The following is an 18,213-nucleotide window of genomic DNA, read 5'->3' as shown; positions in this document are numbered from 1 at the left end:
GATCTGGGCCCCGCTCGCCTCCGCAGCGTAGACGTTGGGCCCGCCGAAAAGTCGAAGGCCCGAGGGCTGCCACCCTCGGGCCTTCTGGAGCTCCGCCTTGTCGGAGTCCCCCACCTTCATCACAAGCCGGGCTCCAGGTCCAGAAATCGGCGGCATGGAGCTCGTTGCCTTCGTCCACCTACCGCCTCGCCCTCTGCGCCTGCTGCCGCGTCCAGCTTCGCCTCTGCCGTCGCTGCGATCGCGGCCAGCGCCTCTGCCTCGACTGCCGCCCGCTCCGGCGTCGTGAGTCGCTCCGCCGCGCCGGCGCCGCCTATCGGACCCGGCTTCGCGCTCGCCGCCTCCATGCCGCTCGCCAGGCCCGGTACCGCGAGCGGCAGCGGGACAAGTTCTCGGCGCAGAAAGTGACGCATCACAGGGTGACGGAAGCCGCGGCCGCGTCGATGTCCCAGGTCGCGCCGGAGATCACCCCCGGCCGAAAGGACAACGATGACGATCGGATCCGAGATGTCGGCCGCTGCTCGCTCTGCGGAGCGCGGCTTCCACACTGGGCCATGCGCGAGCGGCGCGCTCGGCCAGCTCTCCACCGACGCGCTCCCCGCGTCCCACGAGGGCCACCGCGGTGACGGGAGGTGGCGGTGATCGCCAAGGAGAAGGAGGCCGAGATCCTGCGCCTCTACCACGGCGAAAAGTGGCCCGTTGGCACCATCGCCGGCCAGCTCGGGCTGCACCACACCACCGTGCAGCGCGTGCTCGGGCAAGCGGGCGTCGACCCGAAGGTCGTCGCGCCGCGCCCGTCCATGGTCGACCCGTTCGTGCCGTTCATCGTCGAGCAGCTCGGCAAGTATCCCTCGCTGCGCTCGAGTCGCCTCTTCGTCATGCTCAAGGAGCGCGGTTATCCGGGCGGTCCGGATCATCTGCGCCGGGTGATCTGCCGCCTCCGCCCCAAGAAGCCGGCCGAGGCATTCCAGCGGCTCCGCACGCTGCCCGGCGAGCAAGCGCAGGTCGACTGGGCGCACTTCGGCAAGCTGGCTATCGGCCGGGCTCGGCGACCGCTCTGGGCCTTCGTCATGGTGCTCAGTTACTCGCGGCGGATCTTCCTGCGCTTCTTCCCGGGCGCGGCGATGCCCTTCTTCGTGCGCGGGCACGTCGAGGCGTTCGCCGAGTTCGACGGTGTTCCACGCGTGCTGCTCTACGACAACCTCAAGAGCGCCGTCGTGGAGCGCCACGGCGACGCGATCCGGTTCCACCCCATGCTGCTGGATCTCTCGGCGCATTACCGCTTCGAGCCGCGCCCCGTCGCCGTCGCCCGCGGTAACGAGAAGGGCCGCGTCGAGCGCGCCATCCGCTACGTCCGCGAGGCGTTCTTCGAGGCCCGGACCTACGCCGACCTTGACGATCTCAACCGACAAGCGGCCGAGTGGACCAGCTCCGCGGCGCTCGATCGCTCCTGGGTCGAGGACCGCGCCCGCACCGTGCGCCAGGCCTTCGACGATGAGCGCAGCGTCCTCTTGCAATACCCCGACACGCCGTTTCCGGCCCACGAGCGCGTCGAGGTCGAGGTTGGAAAGACCCCCTATGCGCGCTTCGATCTCAACGACTACTCCGTCCCCCACGACCGGACGCGCCGCACGCTGGTCGTCTTCGCCGACCTCGAACAGGTGCGCATCGCCGACGGCAACGAGATCGTCGCGACCCACGCCCGTTCGTGGGATCGCGGTCAGCAGATCGAGCAGCCTGAGCACATTCAGCGCCTCGTCGATGAGAAGCGCCGCGCCCGCGAGCACCGCGGCCTCGATCGCCTTGCCCGCGCCGCCCGCAGCAGCCAGGCCTTCCTTCGCGTCATCGCCGAGCGCGGCGGCAACGTCGGCAGCGCGATCGCCCGGCTTCTGCAGATGCTCGACGCCGTCGGCGCCGCAGAGCTCGAAGAGGCCCTCGTCGAGGTGCTCGAGCGCGACACGATCCACGTCGGTGCCGTCCGCCAGGTGATCGACCGCCGCCGCTCCGAGCGCTGCCTGCCCCCTCCGGTCTCGATCCCCGTCACGCGCGGCCAGCACGCCAACGTCGTCGTCACGCCGCATTCACTCGCCACCTACGACGCCCTGAAGAAGGACTCGACGCCATGACCGACCTGACGCCCATCGAGACCAACTCCCGCCTCAAGAGACTTGGTCTCTTCGGCCTGCTCGCCTGCTTGGAAGAGCTCGCTGACAAGCCCTGGCTTCACGAGGTGCTCGCCATCGAGGAGCGCGAGCGGCACAAGCGCAGCCTCGAACGCCGCCTCAAGAACTCCCGCGTCGCCACCTTCAAGCCCATGAGCGACTTCGACTGGTCCTGGCCCAAGAAGATCGACCGCGAGGCCGTCGACGACCTGTTCGCCCCCGGCTTCGTCGCCACCGGCCACAACGCCGTGCTCGTCGGCCCCAACGGCGTCGGCAAGACCATGATCCTCAAGAACGTCGCCCACCAGGCCGTCGTCCGGGGCCACACGGTCCGCTTCTCGACCGCGAGCGACATGCTCGCCGACCTCGCCGCGCAGGAGTCCTCGGCCGCGCTCGCGCGAAGGCTGCGCCGCTACACGGTCCCCGCGCTTCTCTGCATCGATGAGGTTGGCTACCTCTCCTACGATAGCCGCTACGCCGACCTGCTCTTCGAGGTCGTCACCCGTCGCTACGAGGCGCACAGGCCGATCCTGCTCAGCACGAACAAGGCCTTCTCCGACTGGGGCCAAGTCTTCCCGCACGCCGCGTGCGTCGTCACGCTCGTCGACCGGCTCGTGCACCGCGCCGAGGTGATCGAAATCGAGGCCGAGAGCTACCGGCTCAAGGAAGCCAAGGAGCTGAGCGCCCTCCGCACCAAGCAGCGCCGCACCAAGAAGCGCTGAGCGGCCTCTTCACCGGGAAAATTCACCGGCATCGGACGCGGATTTCACCGGTGAACTTCACCGGCATCCGGCGTGGTCTCCATCGGCACCGGCTGCGGATTTCACCGGTGAACTTCACCGAATTCCCGCGGGTTACCGAGATCATCAACAGTGGTGGGCCAGCGGCGCGGGAATCGACGAATCGCCGTATAAAATGAGGGGATCTGTCAGCCCCAACCGAGCACGCCTGCGATGGCCATCAGGGGGTCTGCTCGGTGAGCCATCAGCCAGCCTGAGCGTCAACACCGGCGGATGATGGAGATGGGGCGGAGCCGCCCGTGGCCCGAGGCGCTCGAGGCGGTGATCGGATCGGGCCAGATGGATGCGGCGGCGATGCTCGACCACTTCGCGCCGCTCAAGCGCTGGCTCGATCAGCGGAACCGCGGCAAGACGTGCGGGTGGTAGACGCGGCGGCCGCGGCGCGACGCCGCCCGGGCTTCAGGCCTGCGGCGGCGCGTAGAAGCCGAAGCGCGTGACCGCGCGGTACCCCATCGCTTCGTATACGGGCCGCCCGATGTCCGTCGCGTGGAGGACGGTCCTCTCGATACCGGTGGCGCCGTGCGCGTCGTCGAGGCAGCTGCGCATCACCGCCTCTGCGTACCCTTTGCGCCGGTGCTCGGCCGCGGTGACGACGAAGCCCACGTACCGGATCTTCTCCACGATGAACGTCGCCGCGGCGCACACGGGCTGGCCGTCCACGTAGCCGACCCGCCCGAACGCCCGGTCGTTCCACAGCGCCTCGTGGGCCACGGAGGCGCGACCCGCGGGGATCGGGACGCCGTAGGCGCCGGAGTTGAGATCGGCGATGGCGGCGCGTGTCTCGGCGTCGGCCACGCGCCGGAGCTCGATGCCGGCGATCGGGCGCTGCGGCGGGGTGATCGCGTCGGCCACCATGCCCATGAGCGACACGGCCGGCTTGAAGCCGAGCCGGGCCAGCAGCTCGGCGGTCGCGCCCCCGTCGCCGCCCGGCGACCAGCTGTCGGACAGCGCGAAGAGCCAGGGGACGCCACCCGCCCGGGCCAGTTCGAGGGCCGTGCACACCCGCCGGTTGAGATCCTGGAGGTCGGTGGCCGGCGAGGAGAGCGTGGCCGCGTTGAGCAGGACCATGTCCGTGCCCGAGAGGACGACGGAGACGCCGTCGGTGTGCTCGATCTGATGGCCGGGCAGTCCCTGGCTGAAACGGATCCAGGCGGCCAGGAACTGAGCGTTGGACTCTTCGATCTCGATCGGGTCGGGCATGCGGAACCTCCTCCGGTCGGCGAGTAGCACCAAACGCCCCCGCAATGAATAGGCATTTGCGGGACTGCGCCCGAGCAGCAGCGGCGGCGAGGTCCCGGCGCAGTCCCGTAAACGTCCGGTTGGACCGGGCCGGTTCGCGGCGAGGCGGGGCGGTCGCGAGGGCTATGGGGATCCTGCCCGAGAAGGCAGCAAAGGGCGGGCTCGGTGGGGGTCGCACGCGTGGTGTATCCCGCCGCCACGACGTTGGGCGCAGACGTGCCGAGACAGAGCGCGGCGCCGACGGAGGCCCAGCCTGATCCATCCCCTCATATGGTCCCAAGAATTTCACGGGTCACGGCGTGCTCACGGAGCACCTCGCCATACGCTGTCATGAGTTGAACAAGCCGCTCTTCCCGCATTTTGGGAATGGCCGTGTACCAGTAGCACCCCTGGTTATAGAGCGACAAGGTTCGATGCTTCACGGTATTGGTCTTCAGGAGTCGATCGAGGCCGGCCCGTTCTCCTGCCTCCCCAAGGAGCGTCAGGAGCACGTGCGCAAAGGCAGCTATAAGCAGGAGTCGGTCGCGTCGGGCAGTGTCGCCAATATGTATGGCGGAGAGACCCATGCCAAAATGAACGTTCTTGACGTCGCGGAACGTCTCCTCGATGCAGAAGCGACGGCCGTAGAGCTTGACCACCTGGCTCGCCGTCAGGTCGGCACGGCTGGTTGCGAGGCACCAGGGCTCCTTCATCCGCTTGTCGTGAACGAGCACGACCGCCGCGATGGCCGTCTTGTCCTGCGTGACCCGGACGTTCTTCAGCATCTTTGCCCGTCCGGTAGATGCGAGCCACTCGCCTGCAGGACGCGCGGTGTCATAAGCATCGGTGACGATGATGCACTCGCGGAACCGAATGATGTAGTCCCAGCCCAGATTGCCGAGATGTGCGTACCGCTCCTGGTCGCCGGAGCCCCGGTCCGCGAGGAGTGTTGCTCGAGTTGCTTTCGGAAGGATCTCGTGCAGCCGCTCAATGACCTCGCCTTCATAGGCGTTGCGCTTGCCAGCCAGCTACGACTTCTTGACCGTCTTCCAAATAAGCGGCGTTGCTCGCCCGTGACGAGTGATCAAGTACAACGCCAGCGTGGCGTGGTCATCGACATCAAACTCCGTCCAGTCGAGAGCGACCAGCAGCTCCTCTCGCGGCCCCACCACGAAGCGAACCCAAGCGTCGAACAGAAGCCATGGGGACACATTGTTGTTACTCAGCAGGCGATCAACTTGTTTGGTCGCGTGCTTGGGGCTACCGTCTCTTGCCCACGCCATCCCTCGCCCGACCACGTGAATGCAAGGGGAGACGGAGTGCAGAACGCCCAGGGTTGCCAGTGACAAGGACAGCACGGTCTTGACGTGCAGGTCGACTTTCACAGCGGCGTGAAGGAACCGCTCGATGCTACTCGCGCTGAGCCCTACGCGCTCGAGTTGCCTGCGAGCCCTCATCGAATGTGACCGCTCCTCCGAGCGCGTCGTCGTCAAGTCCCCGTCGCCTTGCCTTCCGTGCACGCGTCGACGCCCGCCGATTGCCTCATACCGATACTATTCCGGCCAGCGACTGCAGATTCTCACGTGTTCGTCGTCGGCTCACCCGAAACACCTGAGTTTCGTGGGCTCATGTAAACGATCGCCCCACATTGGCGCCCGGTGGAAGCGGCGGGCCAGCGGCGCGGGAATCGACGAATTTGCCGTATAAAATGAGGGGATCTGTCAGATTCCGGCGGGCAGCGTGGGCGCTCCTCAACGGGCCGCCCGCGGGATCGCCGCCCATCGTTGTCCGTCCCGCCGGCCTCGTGCGACCATCGCGCACCATGGCCAAGGTTACCGTGCTGCACATGGATGCGATCACGGAGAAGTCGGGTCATCAGATGACCGGCATGGCCGTGAGCGTGTGCCTCACGCCCGCCGCGCCCAGCCCCGTCCCGATCCCCTACCCGACGATGGGCACCGTCGCCGAAGGGATCATCGATCCTTGCATGCGCACCAGGATCGAGGGCGCGAAGATCCTGACCGTGGGCGGCTGCATGAAGGCGTGCCACGGCAACGAGCCCGGGACGCTCCGGGAGGTCGTCAGCCTCAACACCGGCGGACCCTGCTTCCCGTGGCTCGGCGCGCCCAACGTGTTCATCGAGCTCGGCATGGCCGGCATCACCGGCAGCATGGGACAGATGAACAAGTCGATCACCGTCGGCGCGAGCGGAAGCGCGAGCGGCGCGGGCGGCGCCGGCGGTGGCAGCGGTGGCGGCGGCGGCGGCGCGGCAGGGCCCGGCGCCGGAGGGCCGCAGGGGCCGAGCAACGGCGGCGGCGGGGGGGGTGGCGGCGGCGGCGCGGCAGGGCCCGGCGCCGCAGGGCCGCACGGGCCGAGCAACGGCGGCGGCGGGGGAGGCGGCAGCAACCAGGGCGCAGGGCCGCCCCGCCCGCCGGCCGCGCCCGGCGCCGAGGGGCAGGCCGGCGTGGGCCACCCGGTCGACGTGATCACCGGGGCCGTGTACACGCCGCCGCAGGTGGACTTCACCGAGCGCCGGACCTACGACGCGGCGGGACGCCTCGTCGGGCTCGAGGACGCCGAGGGCCGCTCCTTCACGCTCGAGCGCCGCGACGGCGACGGCGCCATCACCGCGGTGCGCGATCCCGCCGGGGCGCGGTACACGCTCGTCCCCGGCCCGCGCGGGGAGGTGACCGCCGGTCGAGGAGATCGGCAGCGACGGGCGGTCGGTGCGCCGCGTGTTCGCGGACGATGCGTTCACGCCGCTCTGCGAGGCGGAGGAGGGCGGGGCCTTCCGCGATGTCGTCACGGACGCGGCGTCGACGCCGTGGCTGATGGTGGATCCGAGCGGCGCGCTCGCCTCGCTCGACGTCGGCGCGCTGGGCGCGCCGGGGCGCGCCGAGGGGCGGTTCACGGCGCTGCGCTTCGCCGGCCAGCGAGCGGACGAGGTGACGGGCCTCTGCTACCAGCGCGCGCGCTGGTACGCGCCCGAGCTCGGGACGTTCACCACGCCGGACCCGCTCGGGCCGGACGCGTCCGCGTTCGAGGTCGCGTTCGTGCCCAACGTGACCGCGTGGATCGACCCGCTGGGGCTGGTCATCCTGCTCATGAGCGACGACAGCCTGTGCACGACGTTCGCGCAGCAGCGGGCGGCGCAGACCGGACAGCGGATTGTGCATCACAGCCAGCTAGGACGCGTGCCGAACGCCCTCGCCGGGGAGTCCCACCTCGACATCGTCGGGCACGGTATGCCCGGTTATCTGCTGTACAAGGACGGGCACGAGCGATGGGCGTCCACGCCGTGGCTCAACGGCCAGCAGCTCGGGCAGACGATTCGAAACGCCGGCATCACGGCGCCGACCGTGCACATGACGGTCTGCCACGGGGGGACCGATCCGCCGGGATACCCGGGGGGCTCCATCGCGAACCACGTCGCCCATCAGACGGGCGCGACGACCGTCGCCTGCGTGGGCGACAACATGAGAACACACCCGACCCTGCCCGGTGTCTCGATCGCGTGCGAGAACGGCCGGATGGTGCCGTTCAATCCGACGCCGCCGCCGCGACCCTAGGTGGGGAGATCCAGGAGTCCGTCATGCCGATTGCCATGTGCGCCACGCTCGACACCCCCCACGCCGCGGGGACGGACCTCGTCTTCAGCGTGTCGCTCGCGCTCGCCTGGAAGAAGCTCGAGCAGCGCTTCGGGGCGCTGCGCTTCGCGCCTCAACCCGCGCTGGCCGACGCGCTGAGCCGCACGGTCGTCGACGAGGCGGTCAGCCCCGCGTGGTGTGTCGCGGATGCCGGCTTCGGCGCCGAGGGCATCCTCGAGCGGCTGCGCAGCGAGCTGCTCTCCAGGTTCTCCGCGGCGGAGGTGCGGTATCTTCCGCGCGGCCTCGCGCCGGACGCGCTGCTCGCTTATGGATACCTGAGCCGCGACCTGCGGTTTCCCGCCGTCTTCGCGGTGCGGGAGGGGGTGTTCGACGCGCGGCCCGTTCGCGCCTTCGGGATCGTGGACAACAACCATCCGCACAACGCGGCGCGGGCGGCGCAGGTGATCGTGCACGAGCATCGTTCAGAGCGGGATTTCGTGATCGAGCTCTGCACCGACGCGGCCGACGAGGATCGCCTCCTGATCGCCCAGGTGCCGCCGCGCGAGCGGCTGGGGGAGACGGTGCGGGACGTGCTCGACCGGCTGGGGAGGCTCCCGCCTGAGTACCGGTCGCTCCGCCGCGGGGAGGAGGTCGCCATTCCGCGCATCGAGCTCGAGACGGAGGCGTCGTTCCCCGAGCTGCTCGGACGACCTCTGTGCACAGGGGAGCTCGCGGGCAGGGTCTTTCATGAGGCGAGGCAGCGGGTGCGCTTCACGCTCGACGAGGGCGGCGCCAGCGTCACCGCGGAGGCCGCGATCCTGTCGTTCGGGATGCCGGAGCCCAGGCGCTCGTTCGTCGTGTGCCAGCCGTTCCTCGTCATGCTCATTCGCCGGTCGGCGTTCGTTCCGTACCTCGCGCTGTGGGTGGAGACCCCGGCATGGATGCAGCCGCCGGCGCGCACGGCGGGCGCTGGACCGGCGCTCGGCGGGCTCTATCGATAGCGATCGGGTGACGGCGAGGGGGCGGCCGAGGGGAGGGCCGGGTGATACGGACCAGCGCGATCCCGTGCACGATCCCGTGAAGGACGGCCAGGGCCCACGGCCTCCAGGGCGCGCGCGGCGAGCGACGCCGCGCAGGCTTGTCGCGGAATCGCCGCGCCGAGCGCATGAGCCCGTCACCGGTCGTCGGAGCGTCGCTCCCACCCCTGCTTCACGGCATCGCCCCGGCGCGCTCGCCCATTGACGTCGTTCGAGGCGGCCGCCATGTTCGCGGCGTTCCTTGTCGTTGTCGCGCGAGCGACGTCGGACATTCTTTCAAGGAGAGCTTTCATGAACATCGAAATCGCTTCGTCGACGCATACCCACCTTCGTCGTCCGTCGCGCGCCGCCCGGCTGCGCGCCGGCGCGGCGCTCTTGCTCCTCGGAGCGCTCGGCGCCGCCGCCTGCACCGCCGGCGCGGGAGCAGAGGTGGAGGCGGAGAGCCTCGGTGTGGCCAGCCTCCGCGGGACGTACGATCTCACGAGCAGCTACACGGGCACCATCGGGGACACCCGCGGCTGGATCATCGAGTGGGAGATCCCCGAGCTCCTGAACGAGAGCACGGCGTGGACCGCGATCGGGCAGTGGTACTACAACCTCGAGTCGGGCATTTACCACAGCCCGGATGGGTGGTTCGTCTACTACTACGGGGACGACGACGGCGTCACGGGGAACCACCCCGACTGCACGAGCCTCTTGCCCTCGTGGGGCTCGGGGAGCACCTGCGGCGGCTCGCTCGGCGACCTGGAGCCCGGGCAGCAGGTGGTCTTCAAGTACGAGTGGTGCACGCCCGAGCGCGTCGCGAGCGTGAGCGGCTCCAAGCTCTGCCTCTATGTCGACATGAAGGACGGCGCCGGCTGGCAGTTCCTCGCCCAGGACGAGCGCACCACGGTCGAGATGTACGCGCACGACATCGAGCATTTCGCCGACGTGGGCCCGCAGTACCCCGAGCCGCAGGTCTCCTGCGAGGCGCCCATCAAGATGCTGCGCCAGGAGCTGAAGACGACCGCGGGTGTCTGGCAGCCCATGTCGGGCGCGAGCACCTGGTCGTTCCACGACGCCGCGCCCTACATCTACCAGAACGAGAATTTCGGCGCGTCGCCCTCGACGTGGGAGGCCTGCACGTCAAGCGGGAATGATTGTTCGGGGGTGCCCGCGTGGACGTCGGCGCAGGTGTATTCGCCCTCCACCCTGGTCACCGACGGCGGCCACCTCTGGTCCGCGACCCAGCAGATCTGGTGGTCGCACCCGAACTGCCCGCCGAGCAACCCGGACCCGTGGTGCCCGGCCGAGTGGGCCGACCTCGGGCCGTGTAACTGACCGCCGATCGCGCCTTCATCGCCTCGATGCTGACCAAGGCGCCCGAGCAGCGCCCCACCATGAGCCGTTGCCGCGTCTGCTGCTCACGGCTCGGCGACCAGCATGGCATCCCGCGCCCGGTGCGGTAAGGTCATGATGACGTCTCGTGTGCTGGATTTGCGGGTACCGGAGGCGCAATAGCAGACGCTCGGCGTGCGCCGGAAGGTGTTGCGTTCGTGGCAGCGATCTCGTGCTGTATTGATGGTGCAAGGGGCTGAGTCGCGCTGCTGTTGCCGCTGCTGTTATTACTGCTGCGAAATTCGAGACGATTCGTGTGGAGCGTGGGTATAGACGGGGCGAGGGGCGCCTGAGGAGCGCCGAGGCGATGCGGTCGACGTCGCTCCCACGCCCCGCCTCCCGTCGCCGCCCCATGCTTCCTCCGACGGTCCCGGGACGCCCGTCATCCCCACGCCGGGCTGCCCCCGTCACCGCTTCCCCCCCGCCTCCCTCCGCGGCAGCCGCGCCCTGAACGTCGTCCCCTGCGCCGCCGCGCTCTCCACCGCGATCTCCCCCCCGTGCGCCCTCGCGATCTGGTGCGCGATGAACAGCCCGAGCCCCAGGCCGCGCCCCGAGGGCGCCCGCTCCGCCTCGGGCACGTGCCGGAACGGATCGAACAGCGTCGCCATCAGCTCCGGCGCGATCGCCGGCCCCTCGTTGTGCACCTCGATCAGCACGTCGTCCCCCCGCGCGCTCACGGCCACCCGGACCGCGCTGCCCGCATCCGCGTAGTCCACCGCGTTCTGCACCAGGTTCGTCACCATCTGCGCCAGCCGCTCCGGGTCCCATAGCCCCGCGCCGCTCCCCTGCAGCTCCAGCCGGATCGGCACGCCCGGGTGCATCACCTTGAGCTCGTCGATCGCGCCCTTGCAGATGCCGTGAAGGTTCTCCGGCTGCAGCGCGATCGGGATGCTCCCGCCGAAGCGGCTCCGCGTCAGATCCAGCAGATCCTCGATCGTCCGCGCCATCCGCCGCGCGCTCGCCGTGATCCGCTCCACGTGCTTCGCCTGGCGCGGCGTCAGGTTGCCCTGGTGCGACAGCACGCTCGCCGCCAGCGTCACCGACGTGAGCGGCGTGCGCAGGTAATGGCTCAGCGCGCCCAGGAACCGATCGCGAAAGGCGAGCTCCTCCAGCCGCGCCGCCTCGGCCCGCTTGCGCTCCGAGATGTCGATCACCGTGCCCAGCATCCGCACGCCGCGCCCCTCGGCGTCGAAGATCGTCCGCCCCTGCACGCAGACCCACCGCTCGACCCCGTCGCGGAGCCCCACCAGCCGGTACTCGACGTCGTAATCCCCGCCGCCCCCTGGCTCCTGCGAGCGCTGCACCGCCTCCTGCACGCGGGCGCGATCGGCCGGGTGGATCGCCGCGAGGAACAGGTCGTAAACGACCGCCGACTCCGGATCCAGCCCCGCCACCTCCCGGCAACGGGCGTCCCAGCGCAGCTCGCCCGTCACGACGTTGTAGTCCCACACGCCCACCCGACCCGCCTGCGTCGCGAGCCGGAGGCGCGCCTCGCTCTCCTCGAGCGCGGCGCGCGTCGCCCGGTCGATCTCGAGCGCGCTCGTCCACAGGCTCGCGTCCACCACCGCCTGGAGGACCTGCGCCTCCCTCGTCCCGATCGAGATCCCCTGCGCCACGCACACCTCGATCACCGCCGCCCGCAGGTGCGACAGCTCCCGCATCACCGCCGCGACGCAGTGGCCCTGCGCCACGCGGCGCCGCGCGTGATCCTCGACCCGCTGGTAGGCGAGCAGGAGATCCGCCTTCCCGTCGTCGTGACGCTCAGCCCGCCGGCTCGCCGCGAGCGCGTCGATGAGGTGGTCGAAGAGCTCCGGGACGTCGTTGAGCAGCGCCGGCCCCCGGCTCCGCCGCGCCGAGGGCGCGGTCGGATCGTCGAGCACCCGGCGCGTCCAGCGCTCGATCACATCGGCCTTGCAGCTTCGGAGCCTGGCGGTGAGGGAGGTCTCCCGCGAACCGGCATCGTGCATCGAGACAAAAGCGAGCGCGCGCCGGCGCGGATGTCACGTGCGGATACCCCCTGATTGACGCGTCGGTGCCCGCCACAGGCCCAGGGGCGAACACAGCATTTGGGGCGTGTCTCCCGCTGTGTCGTCCGTGCCGCCGGGATTCAAGATCTCTCGCTCTTGGCGGCGCTCCACCTTGCCCGGCGCGCTGGAATCTAGAACGCGCCCAGCACCCCGACCCCGCCGCCCTCGGGGCCGATCAGCGGCACAACCCGCGCCCGCAGCGCCCCGGCCCCGCTCCGCCGCGCCCCCGCGACCGGAGCTCCCTCCGTTCGCGACGAACCCGAGGACAGCACCAGGATCGCGCCCGCGCCGATCGCGGCGATGCCCACGCCGATCCCGAAGGTCGAGACGGTGGCCTTGGTCTTCGCGGCGTTGATCTCGTCGCGGCCCAGGGGAGAGCACCGCCTGTCCGGACAGAGCGCCGGGTCGTCCTCCGCGCCGCTCGCTTGCCCCGCCGCGAGGATCCCGAACACGGCGCCGAGGCCGACCGCCGCCACGCCGGCGCCGCCGATCACGAAGCCCGCGGTGCGCAGGCCGCTGCCGCCGCCGGTCGCGCTGTCGGCCTGCCTGGGCGCGGGCGGCGGCGGAGCGGCCGCGTCGCTGGCCGGCACGGGCAGGAGCTTCGGGACGACGATCGTCTTCAGGTCCGCGCTGTCGCCGACCTGCGCCTTCGTCGACCAGACCGAGTACCCGGGCGCAGTCGCCTCGACCTCGTGCGTCCCGGGATCGATCGGGATCGGCGTGCCGAGCGCGGCGGCGGGGATCTCCAGGCTGTCGACGCGGACCACGAGGCCGGGCGTGCTCTCCGCCTTGAGCTGGATCCGCGAGAGCCTCGGCTCGAGGGCGCTGATGTGCTCCTGCGCGAACGCCACGCGCGCCTCGTTGCCCTCCTTCTTCGAGGCGAAGAGCGCCTCCTTGAACTGGCCCCACGCGGTCGCCGTCTTGCCGAGCGCCTCGTTGCACAGCGCCAGGTTGAGCAGCGTGCCCGTGCCGGGCCGCAGGCGCTGGCTCTCGGCCAGCTTGGGGCACGCCTGCGCGTGGTCGTTCGCCTCCATCAGGCGGCGCCCCTCCTCGAACAGCGTCTGCGCGAGCGTCGAGTCGTAGCTCGCGTCCTGGGCGACCGCGCTCGCGGGCGCGATCAGCGCCGCGGAGGCGAGGACGGCGGCGGCCAGGGCGAGGCGGGCGCGGCGGAGCGGGCGCGGTGCAGGCAATCGGGCGGGGATCATGGCTGGGCTCAGTGGGGGTCGTTGAGGTCGATGCCTCGTGGAGGCCGTTGCGTGGAGGAAGGCTGGGGTGCGGCCGGCGCGGCGCGGCCGGTGGTCGCTCGCCGGGGCGCGGCCACGGGCGCCGGCCTCGCCGTCGTGGCCCGGGGCGCCGCCGTGGCGGTAGACGCCGTCGTGGAGGCGGACGCCGCCGCGGACGCAGGATCTGCCGCGGAGGACGGCGCCGCAGAAGGCGACGGCTCCGCAGGGGCAGGCGCTGCGGCCGCCGCGGTCGCCATGCCCGTGGGGCGGATCGTCGGCTCTTCCGGGGCGTCCGACCCCGCGCCCTGGAGCGGCGCCTCCGCGGCCGCCGAGGGCAGCGGCGCGGCGGACGTCGTCTCGCTCGTGGGCGACGCGTCGCCGCCCGCGTCGGCGGTGGTGCGGCGGAGCAGGAACACGCTGGCGGCGATGAGCCCCATCACGAGCGCCGCGGAGAGCACCGCGATCGCGGCGAGCGCGGTCGGGGAGGGCGACGGCCGGCGCCCATCCGAGGAGACCCCCAGGTGGGTCGCCGAGGCGAACGTCGCGGCGGCGCGGGTGCTCATCGGCGCGCTGTACGGCCCGGGGACGATCTGCTGGTGCGGCGGGGGCGCGGGAAACGCCCCCGGCGCCCCCTGGCCCGGCGCGCCGTTCTCCGCGGGGTAGCCCTCGGGCGCGCCCTGGCCCGGCCACGGCGTGTGCGGAAGCGGCGTCGGCGGCCGCTGCGGCATCGTGGCGTCGGCCTGCCCGGGCGCGAAGGCCGGGGGGAGCCCCGGCCACGAGGGCTCGCGGAAGCCCGGCGCGGAGGGCTCGCGGAAGCCCGGCGCGGAGGGCTCGCGGAAGCCCGGCGCGGAGGGCTCGCGGAAGCCCGGCGCCGAGCTCCTCGAATCCCCGCCGGCGAACGACGGGTACGACGCGCGTTGCCCGCCGGCGGTCGCCGCGGCCAGCGAGAGGCCGCCCATGCGGGCGATCCGGTCGATGGTCGGGTAGGTGCGCCCGGGCGCGTACGGGGCGAGCGCCACCACGAACTCGGCGACCGACGCGTAGCGCGCGTCGCGCTCCCGGGCATAGGCCCTCTCCAGCGCGCTCGCGAACCCCGCGGGCGCGTCGGGGCGGATGCCCCGGAGCGGCGCCGGCGTGCCCGTCAGCACCTCGGCGCAGAGCTGCGGCAGCGTCTCCGCGTAGAACGGCTGCCTGCCGGCCAGGAGCTCGAAGAGCGAGATGCCCAGCGCGTAGATGTCGGTGCGGTGATCCACCGAGCGCGTCTGCCGCATCTGCTCCGGCGACATGTAGAGCGCCGAGCCCAGCGCCGCGCTCGTGCCCGTCAGGTTCTCGACGGCGGCGGTCGCCACCTTGGAAATGCCGAAGTCGAGCACCTTGACGAGCGGCGAGCCGTCCGCGCGCTGCGTCAGGAACAGGTTCGCCGGCTTGAGATCGCGGTGCACGATGCCGTGCCCGTGCGCCTCGGCGATCGCCTCGCACGCCTGGACGACGTAGTCGATGGCGTCCTCCAGGGGGAGCGTGCCGTGCTCCTCGAGCAGCCGCGAAAGGTCGCTCCCGACGAGGAACTCCATGACCATGTAGGGGGCGCCGTTCTCGAGCGTGCCGACGTCCGAGACCCGGGCGACATGCTCGCTCTTGATCTTCACGGCGGCCTTCGCCTCGCGCAGGAAGCGGGCCGACCCCTCCGGGTGCCGGGTGAACGCCGGGAGCAGGAACTTCAGCGCGACCCGCTCGTCGAGCACGACATGACGCGCCTCGACGACCACGCCCATGCCGCCCTGGCCGATGATCCGCTCGACGCGGTACTTGCCGGCGAGCACGGTCCCCGGCTCTACCGGCGCCACCGAGGGCTGGTTCGTCGCGGAATCCGACACAGCGGGCGATGATCACCGCTCCGCCCGCAAACGGCAAGCGCGTGGCGCCGCCGCGGGGGTGCGGGGAGGGGAGGGGCGCGGCCCGAGGGGCACGAGCGCGGCCCCAAGGGCACGAGCGCGGCCCCAAGGGCACGAGCGCGGCCCCAAGGGCACGAGCGCGGCCCCAAGGGCACGAGCATTCATGTCCCGCCGTCCTGGCACGGTGTGCCGTCCAGCGAGCGCAGAGGGGCCGTCTCCCGCGGCTCTCCTGTCCAGCGCATCGTCGGGGGAGCTCCGATCCCGAGTCCAGGCTGGGACCGATGGCCGGGGTGGGGGGCGGTCGTTATGGCCAACAACCGCGGGGAGCGCGATCGGCGCTCCCTCGAGCGCAAAAGGGGCAGGTATGCAGAACACCGAACCGACCGAGGATCCGAAGCACGCGGGCGCGAAGCCGCCCTTTCCAGGCCAGAGCCAGGATCGGCCCGGCATCGAGGCCGAGATGCGGCCGAGGCCCGATTACGGCGAGTCGTCGTACAAGGGGCTCGACCGGCTGAAGGACCGCGTCGCGCTCATCACCGGCGCGGACAGCGGCATCGGCCGCGCCGTCGCGCTCGCGTTCGCCCGGGAGGGGGCCGACGTCGCGATCTCCTACCTCTGCGAGCACGAGGACGCGACGGAGACGGCGCGGGTCGTCAAGGAGGCGGGGCGCGAGGCGATCACGATCCCCGGCGATCTCGCCGACGAGGCGCATTGCCGGCGGGTCGTCGAGGAGGCCGTCCGGAGGTTCGGGCGCATCGACGTCCTCGTGAACAATGCCGCGGAGCAGGGCGAGGCCGTCGAGCGCTTCGAGGAGATCGACGCCGCGCGCGTCGAGCGCACCTTCCGCGTCAACATCATGGCGATGTTCCACGTCGTCCGGCACGCGCTGCCGCACATGCGGGCGGGCAGCTCCATCATCAACGTCGCCTCGATCCAGGCGTACCAGCCGAGCCCGAGCATCCTCGACTATGCCTCGACCAAGGGCGCGATCGTCACCTTCAGCAAGGGCCTCGCGCAGGATCTCATCAAGCGCGGCATCCGGGTCAACACGGTGGCGCCCGGGCCCGTGTGGACGCCGCTCATCCAGCAGTCGTTCTCGGGGGAGGAGGTGTCCACCTTCGGCAAGGACTCGCCGATGCAGCGCCCGGCGCAGCCCGTCGAGCTCGCCCCGGCGTTCGTGTTCCTCGCCTCGAACGACGCGAGCTACATCAACGGCGAGGTGCTCGGCGTCACCGGCGGCAAGCCGCTCTCCTGACGCGGCGCGCGCGGGGCGTCACCGCGGCGCACAGGCGTGCTCGCAGGCCGCGCCCTCGCAGGCGAACACCGGCTGAGCGAGATCCGCGCCGGCCGCGTGATCCCTCACGCACGCCTCCCGGCAAGCCGCGCCGCCCGCGCCGCCTGCGCCGCCCGCGCCGCCCTCGCCGCACAGCGCGTCGCAGGCGAGGAGCGCCCGGCACGCGGGGCTCGCGATGCAGGCGTTCATCGGGGCGGCGCACTCCGCGAACAGGCACGCTTCGCAGGCGGACAGCGCGGAGCGCGACCGGCACTGCGCGCTGCACAGCTCGGATGCGCAACCGCCTTCGAGGAAGCTCTCGGAGATGCCCGCCTCGTGCGCGGTCAGGCACCGTTGACGGCAGGGCTCGTCGCGCTCGGGGCAGCCGAGAAAGCAGTTGTCCAGCGCGGCGCACTCCGGGTTCTGCTGGCAGGCGCAGTAGCTCTCCTGGCATCGCAGCGCGAGGCAGGTCGAGCACGGATCCCCGAGCGAGGCGCAGGCATGCGCGACCCCTCCAGCCGCCCCGCCACCCCCCGCGGCGGCGGCGCTCCCCGTTCCGCCCGTCCCGGTCGCCCCACCGACGCCGCCTGTCCCGGCCGCTCCCGCGCCGCCGGCCCCGGCCGCCCCTGCGCCGCCGGCCCCGGCCGCCCCCGCGCCGCCGGCCCCGGCCGCCCCCGCGCCGCCGGCCCCGGCCGCCCCCGCGCCGCCCGTTCCGGGGCCGCCTGCTGCGCCCGTCCCGGGGCCGCTCGGCTCCGAGCTGCAGGCCGCGGCGAGGAGCGCCGCCGCAGCGAGGTGGTTCCAGGGAAAAGAAGCCATGCGCGACGCTACCTCGAAGCCTGGCGGCAGCTCAAGGCGGGGCGCGGCGCAAGCGTGCTACCGTGCGCGCACGGAGCTACCCATGGTGACGATCGTCAATCCCGACCTGGACCGTTACATCCACGATCACACCGAGCCGCCGCCCGCGCTCCTGGAGGAGCTGCGCGAGCACACCCAGGCCACCCATCCGCGGGCGGGCATGCAGGTGGGCCGGGTCGAGGGCGCCCTGCTCAGGATGCTGATCGCCCTCCTGCAGGCGCGCCGGGTGCTCGAGATCGGGACGTTCACGGGCTACTCCGCCCTCAGCATGGCCGAGGCGCTCCCGCCCGACGGCGAGCTCATCACGTGCGAGCGCGATCCCGACGTGGCCCGGGTTGCCCGGTCGTTCTTCGATCGCAGCGAGCATGGCAAGAAGATCCGGATCGCGCTCGGCGACGCGCTCGCCACGATCCGCGCCTTGCCGGCGAGCCCGGAGTTCGATCTCGCGTTCATCGACGCCGACAAGGAGCGGTATCCGGCGTACTACGAGGAGGTCCTCCCGCGCGTCCGCCGGGGCGGCCTGATCGTGGCCGACAACACCCTCTGGAGCGGCGAGGTCCTCGCCCCGGAGACCCCGGACGGCCGCGCCATCGCGGCCTTCAACGACCTCGTGCACCGCGACCCGCGGGTCGCGCACGTCATGCTCGCGCTGCGCGACGGCGTGACGCTCGCGCGCAAGCTCTAGAGCGGCGCGTCGACCCGAGGCGGGCGGGGGGCACCGGCTCCCTGGGGCGGGCCGCCCGGCGAGGCTCCTCGCGCGCCCGC

Annotated in this window: 15 protein-coding genes and 2 pseudogenes; 8 read left to right on the top strand and 9 right to left on the bottom strand. The window is 71.6% G+C overall.

The genetic code is table 11. From position 1 onward, the window contains the following. Positions 1-119 precede the first annotated feature (119 nt). Positions 120-410, bottom strand: a complete 291-nt coding sequence (locus tag WMF31_RS34845; RefSeq protein ID WP_436601510.1) for a hypothetical protein — start codon at positions 408-410, stop codon at positions 120-122. A 225-nt stretch (positions 411-635) separates the two neighbouring features. Here WMF31_RS34845 and istA point away from each other — a divergent pair, with 225 nt between their 5' ends. From istA to WMF31_RS34830, 3 genes are all read left to right on the top strand, one after another. Beyond that, positions 636-2,123, top strand: a complete 1,488-nt coding sequence (gene istA, locus WMF31_RS34840) for an IS21 family transposase (protein WP_436600151.1) — start codon at positions 636-638, stop codon at positions 2,121-2,123. Continuing rightward, a complete protein-coding gene (locus WMF31_RS34835) occupies positions 2,120-2,881 on the top strand; it encodes an ATP-binding protein (protein ID WP_436601961.1) in 762 nt (253 codons plus the stop codon). The genes istA and WMF31_RS34835 overlap by 4 nt, the downstream gene beginning before the upstream one ends. 291 nt (positions 2,882-3,172) lie before the next feature. Beyond that, a complete protein-coding gene (locus WMF31_RS34830; protein WP_436606073.1) occupies positions 3,173-3,325 on the top strand; it encodes a M2 family metallopeptidase in 153 nt (50 codons plus the stop codon). 33 nt (positions 3,326-3,358) lie between these two features. Here the strand turns inward: WMF31_RS34830 and WMF31_RS34825 are convergent, their stop codons facing one another. Together WMF31_RS34825 and WMF31_RS34820 are read right to left on the bottom strand one after the other, a co-directional pair. Then, a complete protein-coding gene (locus tag WMF31_RS34825) occupies positions 3,359-4,159 on the bottom strand; it encodes a GNAT family N-acetyltransferase (protein ID WP_129344677.1) in 801 nt (266 codons plus the stop codon). A 305-nt stretch (positions 4,160-4,464) separates the two neighbouring features. Then, positions 4,465-5,634: pseudogene (locus WMF31_RS34820) on the bottom strand (IS4 family transposase). A gap of 251 nt (positions 5,635-5,885) precedes the next feature. Here WMF31_RS34820 and WMF31_RS34815 point away from each other — a divergent pair. Both WMF31_RS34815 and WMF31_RS34810 read left to right on the top strand, forming a co-directional pair. Further along, positions 5,886-6,320, top strand: a pseudogene (locus WMF31_RS34815) (DUF4150 domain-containing protein); the annotation flags it as partial. 592 nt (positions 6,321-6,912) lie between these two features. Further along, complete coding sequence (locus WMF31_RS34810) at positions 6,913-7,746, top strand: RHS repeat-associated core domain-containing protein (protein ID WP_436606072.1); 834 nt, start codon at positions 6,913-6,915, stop codon at positions 7,744-7,746. Here the strand turns inward: WMF31_RS34810 and WMF31_RS34805 are convergent. Together WMF31_RS34805 and WMF31_RS34800 are read right to left on the bottom strand one after the other, a co-directional pair. After that, complete coding sequence (locus WMF31_RS34805; RefSeq protein ID WP_436606071.1) at positions 7,743-8,243, bottom strand: hypothetical protein; 501 nt, start codon at positions 8,241-8,243, stop codon at positions 7,743-7,745. The genes WMF31_RS34810 and WMF31_RS34805 overlap by 4 nt on opposite strands. A 266-nt stretch (positions 8,244-8,509) precedes the next feature. After that, positions 8,510-8,650, bottom strand: coding sequence for a hypothetical protein (locus WMF31_RS34800; protein ID WP_436606070.1), 141 nt, complete (start codon positions 8,648-8,650; stop codon positions 8,510-8,512). Between the two features lie 442 nt (positions 8,651-9,092). Here WMF31_RS34800 and WMF31_RS34795 point away from each other — a divergent pair, with 442 nt between their 5' ends. After that, positions 9,093-10,121 (top strand): hypothetical protein, encoded by a 1,029-nt coding sequence (locus WMF31_RS34795; protein WP_436606069.1) that lies wholly within the window; start codon positions 9,093-9,095, stop codon positions 10,119-10,121. A 464-nt stretch (positions 10,122-10,585) separates the two neighbouring features. Here the strand turns inward: WMF31_RS34795 and WMF31_RS34790 are convergent, their stop codons facing one another. The 3 genes from WMF31_RS34790 to WMF31_RS34780 all read right to left on the bottom strand — a co-directional run bounded on the left by WMF31_RS34790 (position 10,586) and on the right by WMF31_RS34780 (position 15,302). Beyond that, entirely contained in the window at positions 10,586-12,145 is a 1,560-nt protein-coding gene (locus WMF31_RS34790) for an ATP-binding protein (protein WP_436606068.1), read from the bottom strand. A gap of 191 nt (positions 12,146-12,336) precedes the next feature. Beyond that, positions 12,337-13,410, bottom strand: a complete 1,074-nt coding sequence (locus WMF31_RS34785; RefSeq protein WP_436606067.1) for a hypothetical protein — start codon at positions 13,408-13,410, stop codon at positions 12,337-12,339. An 8-nt stretch (positions 13,411-13,418) separates the two neighbouring features. Further along, complete coding sequence (locus tag WMF31_RS34780) at positions 13,419-15,302, bottom strand: protein kinase domain-containing protein (protein WP_436606066.1); 1,884 nt, start codon at positions 15,300-15,302, stop codon at positions 13,419-13,421. Between the two features lie 382 nt (positions 15,303-15,684). Here WMF31_RS34780 and WMF31_RS34775 point away from each other — a divergent pair, with 382 nt between their 5' ends. Beyond that, complete coding sequence (locus WMF31_RS34775) at positions 15,685-16,575, top strand: SDR family oxidoreductase (protein WP_436606065.1); 891 nt, start codon at positions 15,685-15,687, stop codon at positions 16,573-16,575. 18 nt (positions 16,576-16,593) lie between these two features. On the opposite strand, the gene WMF31_RS34770 is transcribed toward WMF31_RS34775, so the two are convergent. Further along, positions 16,594-17,409, bottom strand: coding sequence for a hypothetical protein (locus WMF31_RS34770; RefSeq protein ID WP_436606064.1), 816 nt, complete (start codon positions 17,407-17,409; stop codon positions 16,594-16,596). Positions 17,410-17,491: 82 nt separating this feature from the next. Between WMF31_RS34770 and WMF31_RS34765 the strand changes: the two genes are divergently transcribed. Further along, entirely contained in the window at positions 17,492-18,133 is a 642-nt protein-coding gene (locus tag WMF31_RS34765) for an O-methyltransferase (RefSeq protein ID WP_436606063.1), read from the top strand. The last annotated feature ends 80 nt before the right edge of the window (positions 18,134-18,213 follow it).

The organism is Sorangium sp. So ce1036 (assembly GCF_051369805.1).
In the GTDB taxonomy this organism is placed as follows: Bacteria; Myxococcota_A; Polyangia; order Polyangiales; family Polyangiaceae; genus Sorangium; species Sorangium cellulosum_F.
This window is presented reverse-complemented; position numbering and strand designations above follow the sequence as displayed.

What these genes read in the sequence shown, in the direction of transcription:
- WMF31_RS34845 (WP_436601510.1), bottom strand. Translation starts at nt 410, where the DNA reads ATGCGTCACTTTCTGCGCCGAGAACTTGTCCCGCTGCCGCTCGCGGTA.
- WMF31_RS34790 (WP_436606068.1), bottom strand. Translation starts at nt 12,145, where the DNA reads ATGCACGATGCCGGTTCGCGGGAGACCTCCCTCACCGCCAGGCTCCGA.
- WMF31_RS34795 (WP_436606069.1), top strand. Translation starts at nt 9,093, where the DNA reads ATGAACATCGAAATCGCTTCGTCGACGCATACCCACCTTCGTCGTCCG.
- WMF31_RS34800 (WP_436606070.1), bottom strand. Translation starts at nt 8,650, where the DNA reads ATGAGCATGACGAGGAACGGCTGGCACACGACGAACGAGCGCCTGGGC.
- WMF31_RS34835 (WP_436601961.1), top strand. Translation starts at nt 2,120, where the DNA reads ATGACCGACCTGACGCCCATCGAGACCAACTCCCGCCTCAAGAGACTT.
- WMF31_RS34830 (WP_436606073.1), top strand. Translation starts at nt 3,173, where the DNA reads ATGATGGAGATGGGGCGGAGCCGCCCGTGGCCCGAGGCGCTCGAGGCG.
- WMF31_RS34770 (WP_436606064.1), bottom strand. Translation starts at nt 17,409, where the DNA reads ATGGCTTCTTTTCCCTGGAACCACCTCGCTGCGGCGGCGCTCCTCGCC.
- WMF31_RS34775 (WP_436606065.1), top strand. Translation starts at nt 15,685, where the DNA reads ATGCAGAACACCGAACCGACCGAGGATCCGAAGCACGCGGGCGCGAAG.
- WMF31_RS34785 (WP_436606067.1), bottom strand. Translation starts at nt 13,410, where the DNA reads ATGATCCCCGCCCGATTGCCTGCACCGCGCCCGCTCCGCCGCGCCCGC.
- WMF31_RS34805 (WP_436606071.1), bottom strand. Translation starts at nt 8,243, where the DNA reads ATGCTCGTGCACGATCACCTGCGCCGCCCGCGCCGCGTTGTGCGGATG.
- WMF31_RS34825 (WP_129344677.1), bottom strand. Translation starts at nt 4,159, where the DNA reads ATGCCCGACCCGATCGAGATCGAAGAGTCCAACGCTCAGTTCCTGGCC.
- WMF31_RS34765 (WP_436606063.1), top strand. Translation starts at nt 17,492, where the DNA reads ATGGTGACGATCGTCAATCCCGACCTGGACCGTTACATCCACGATCAC.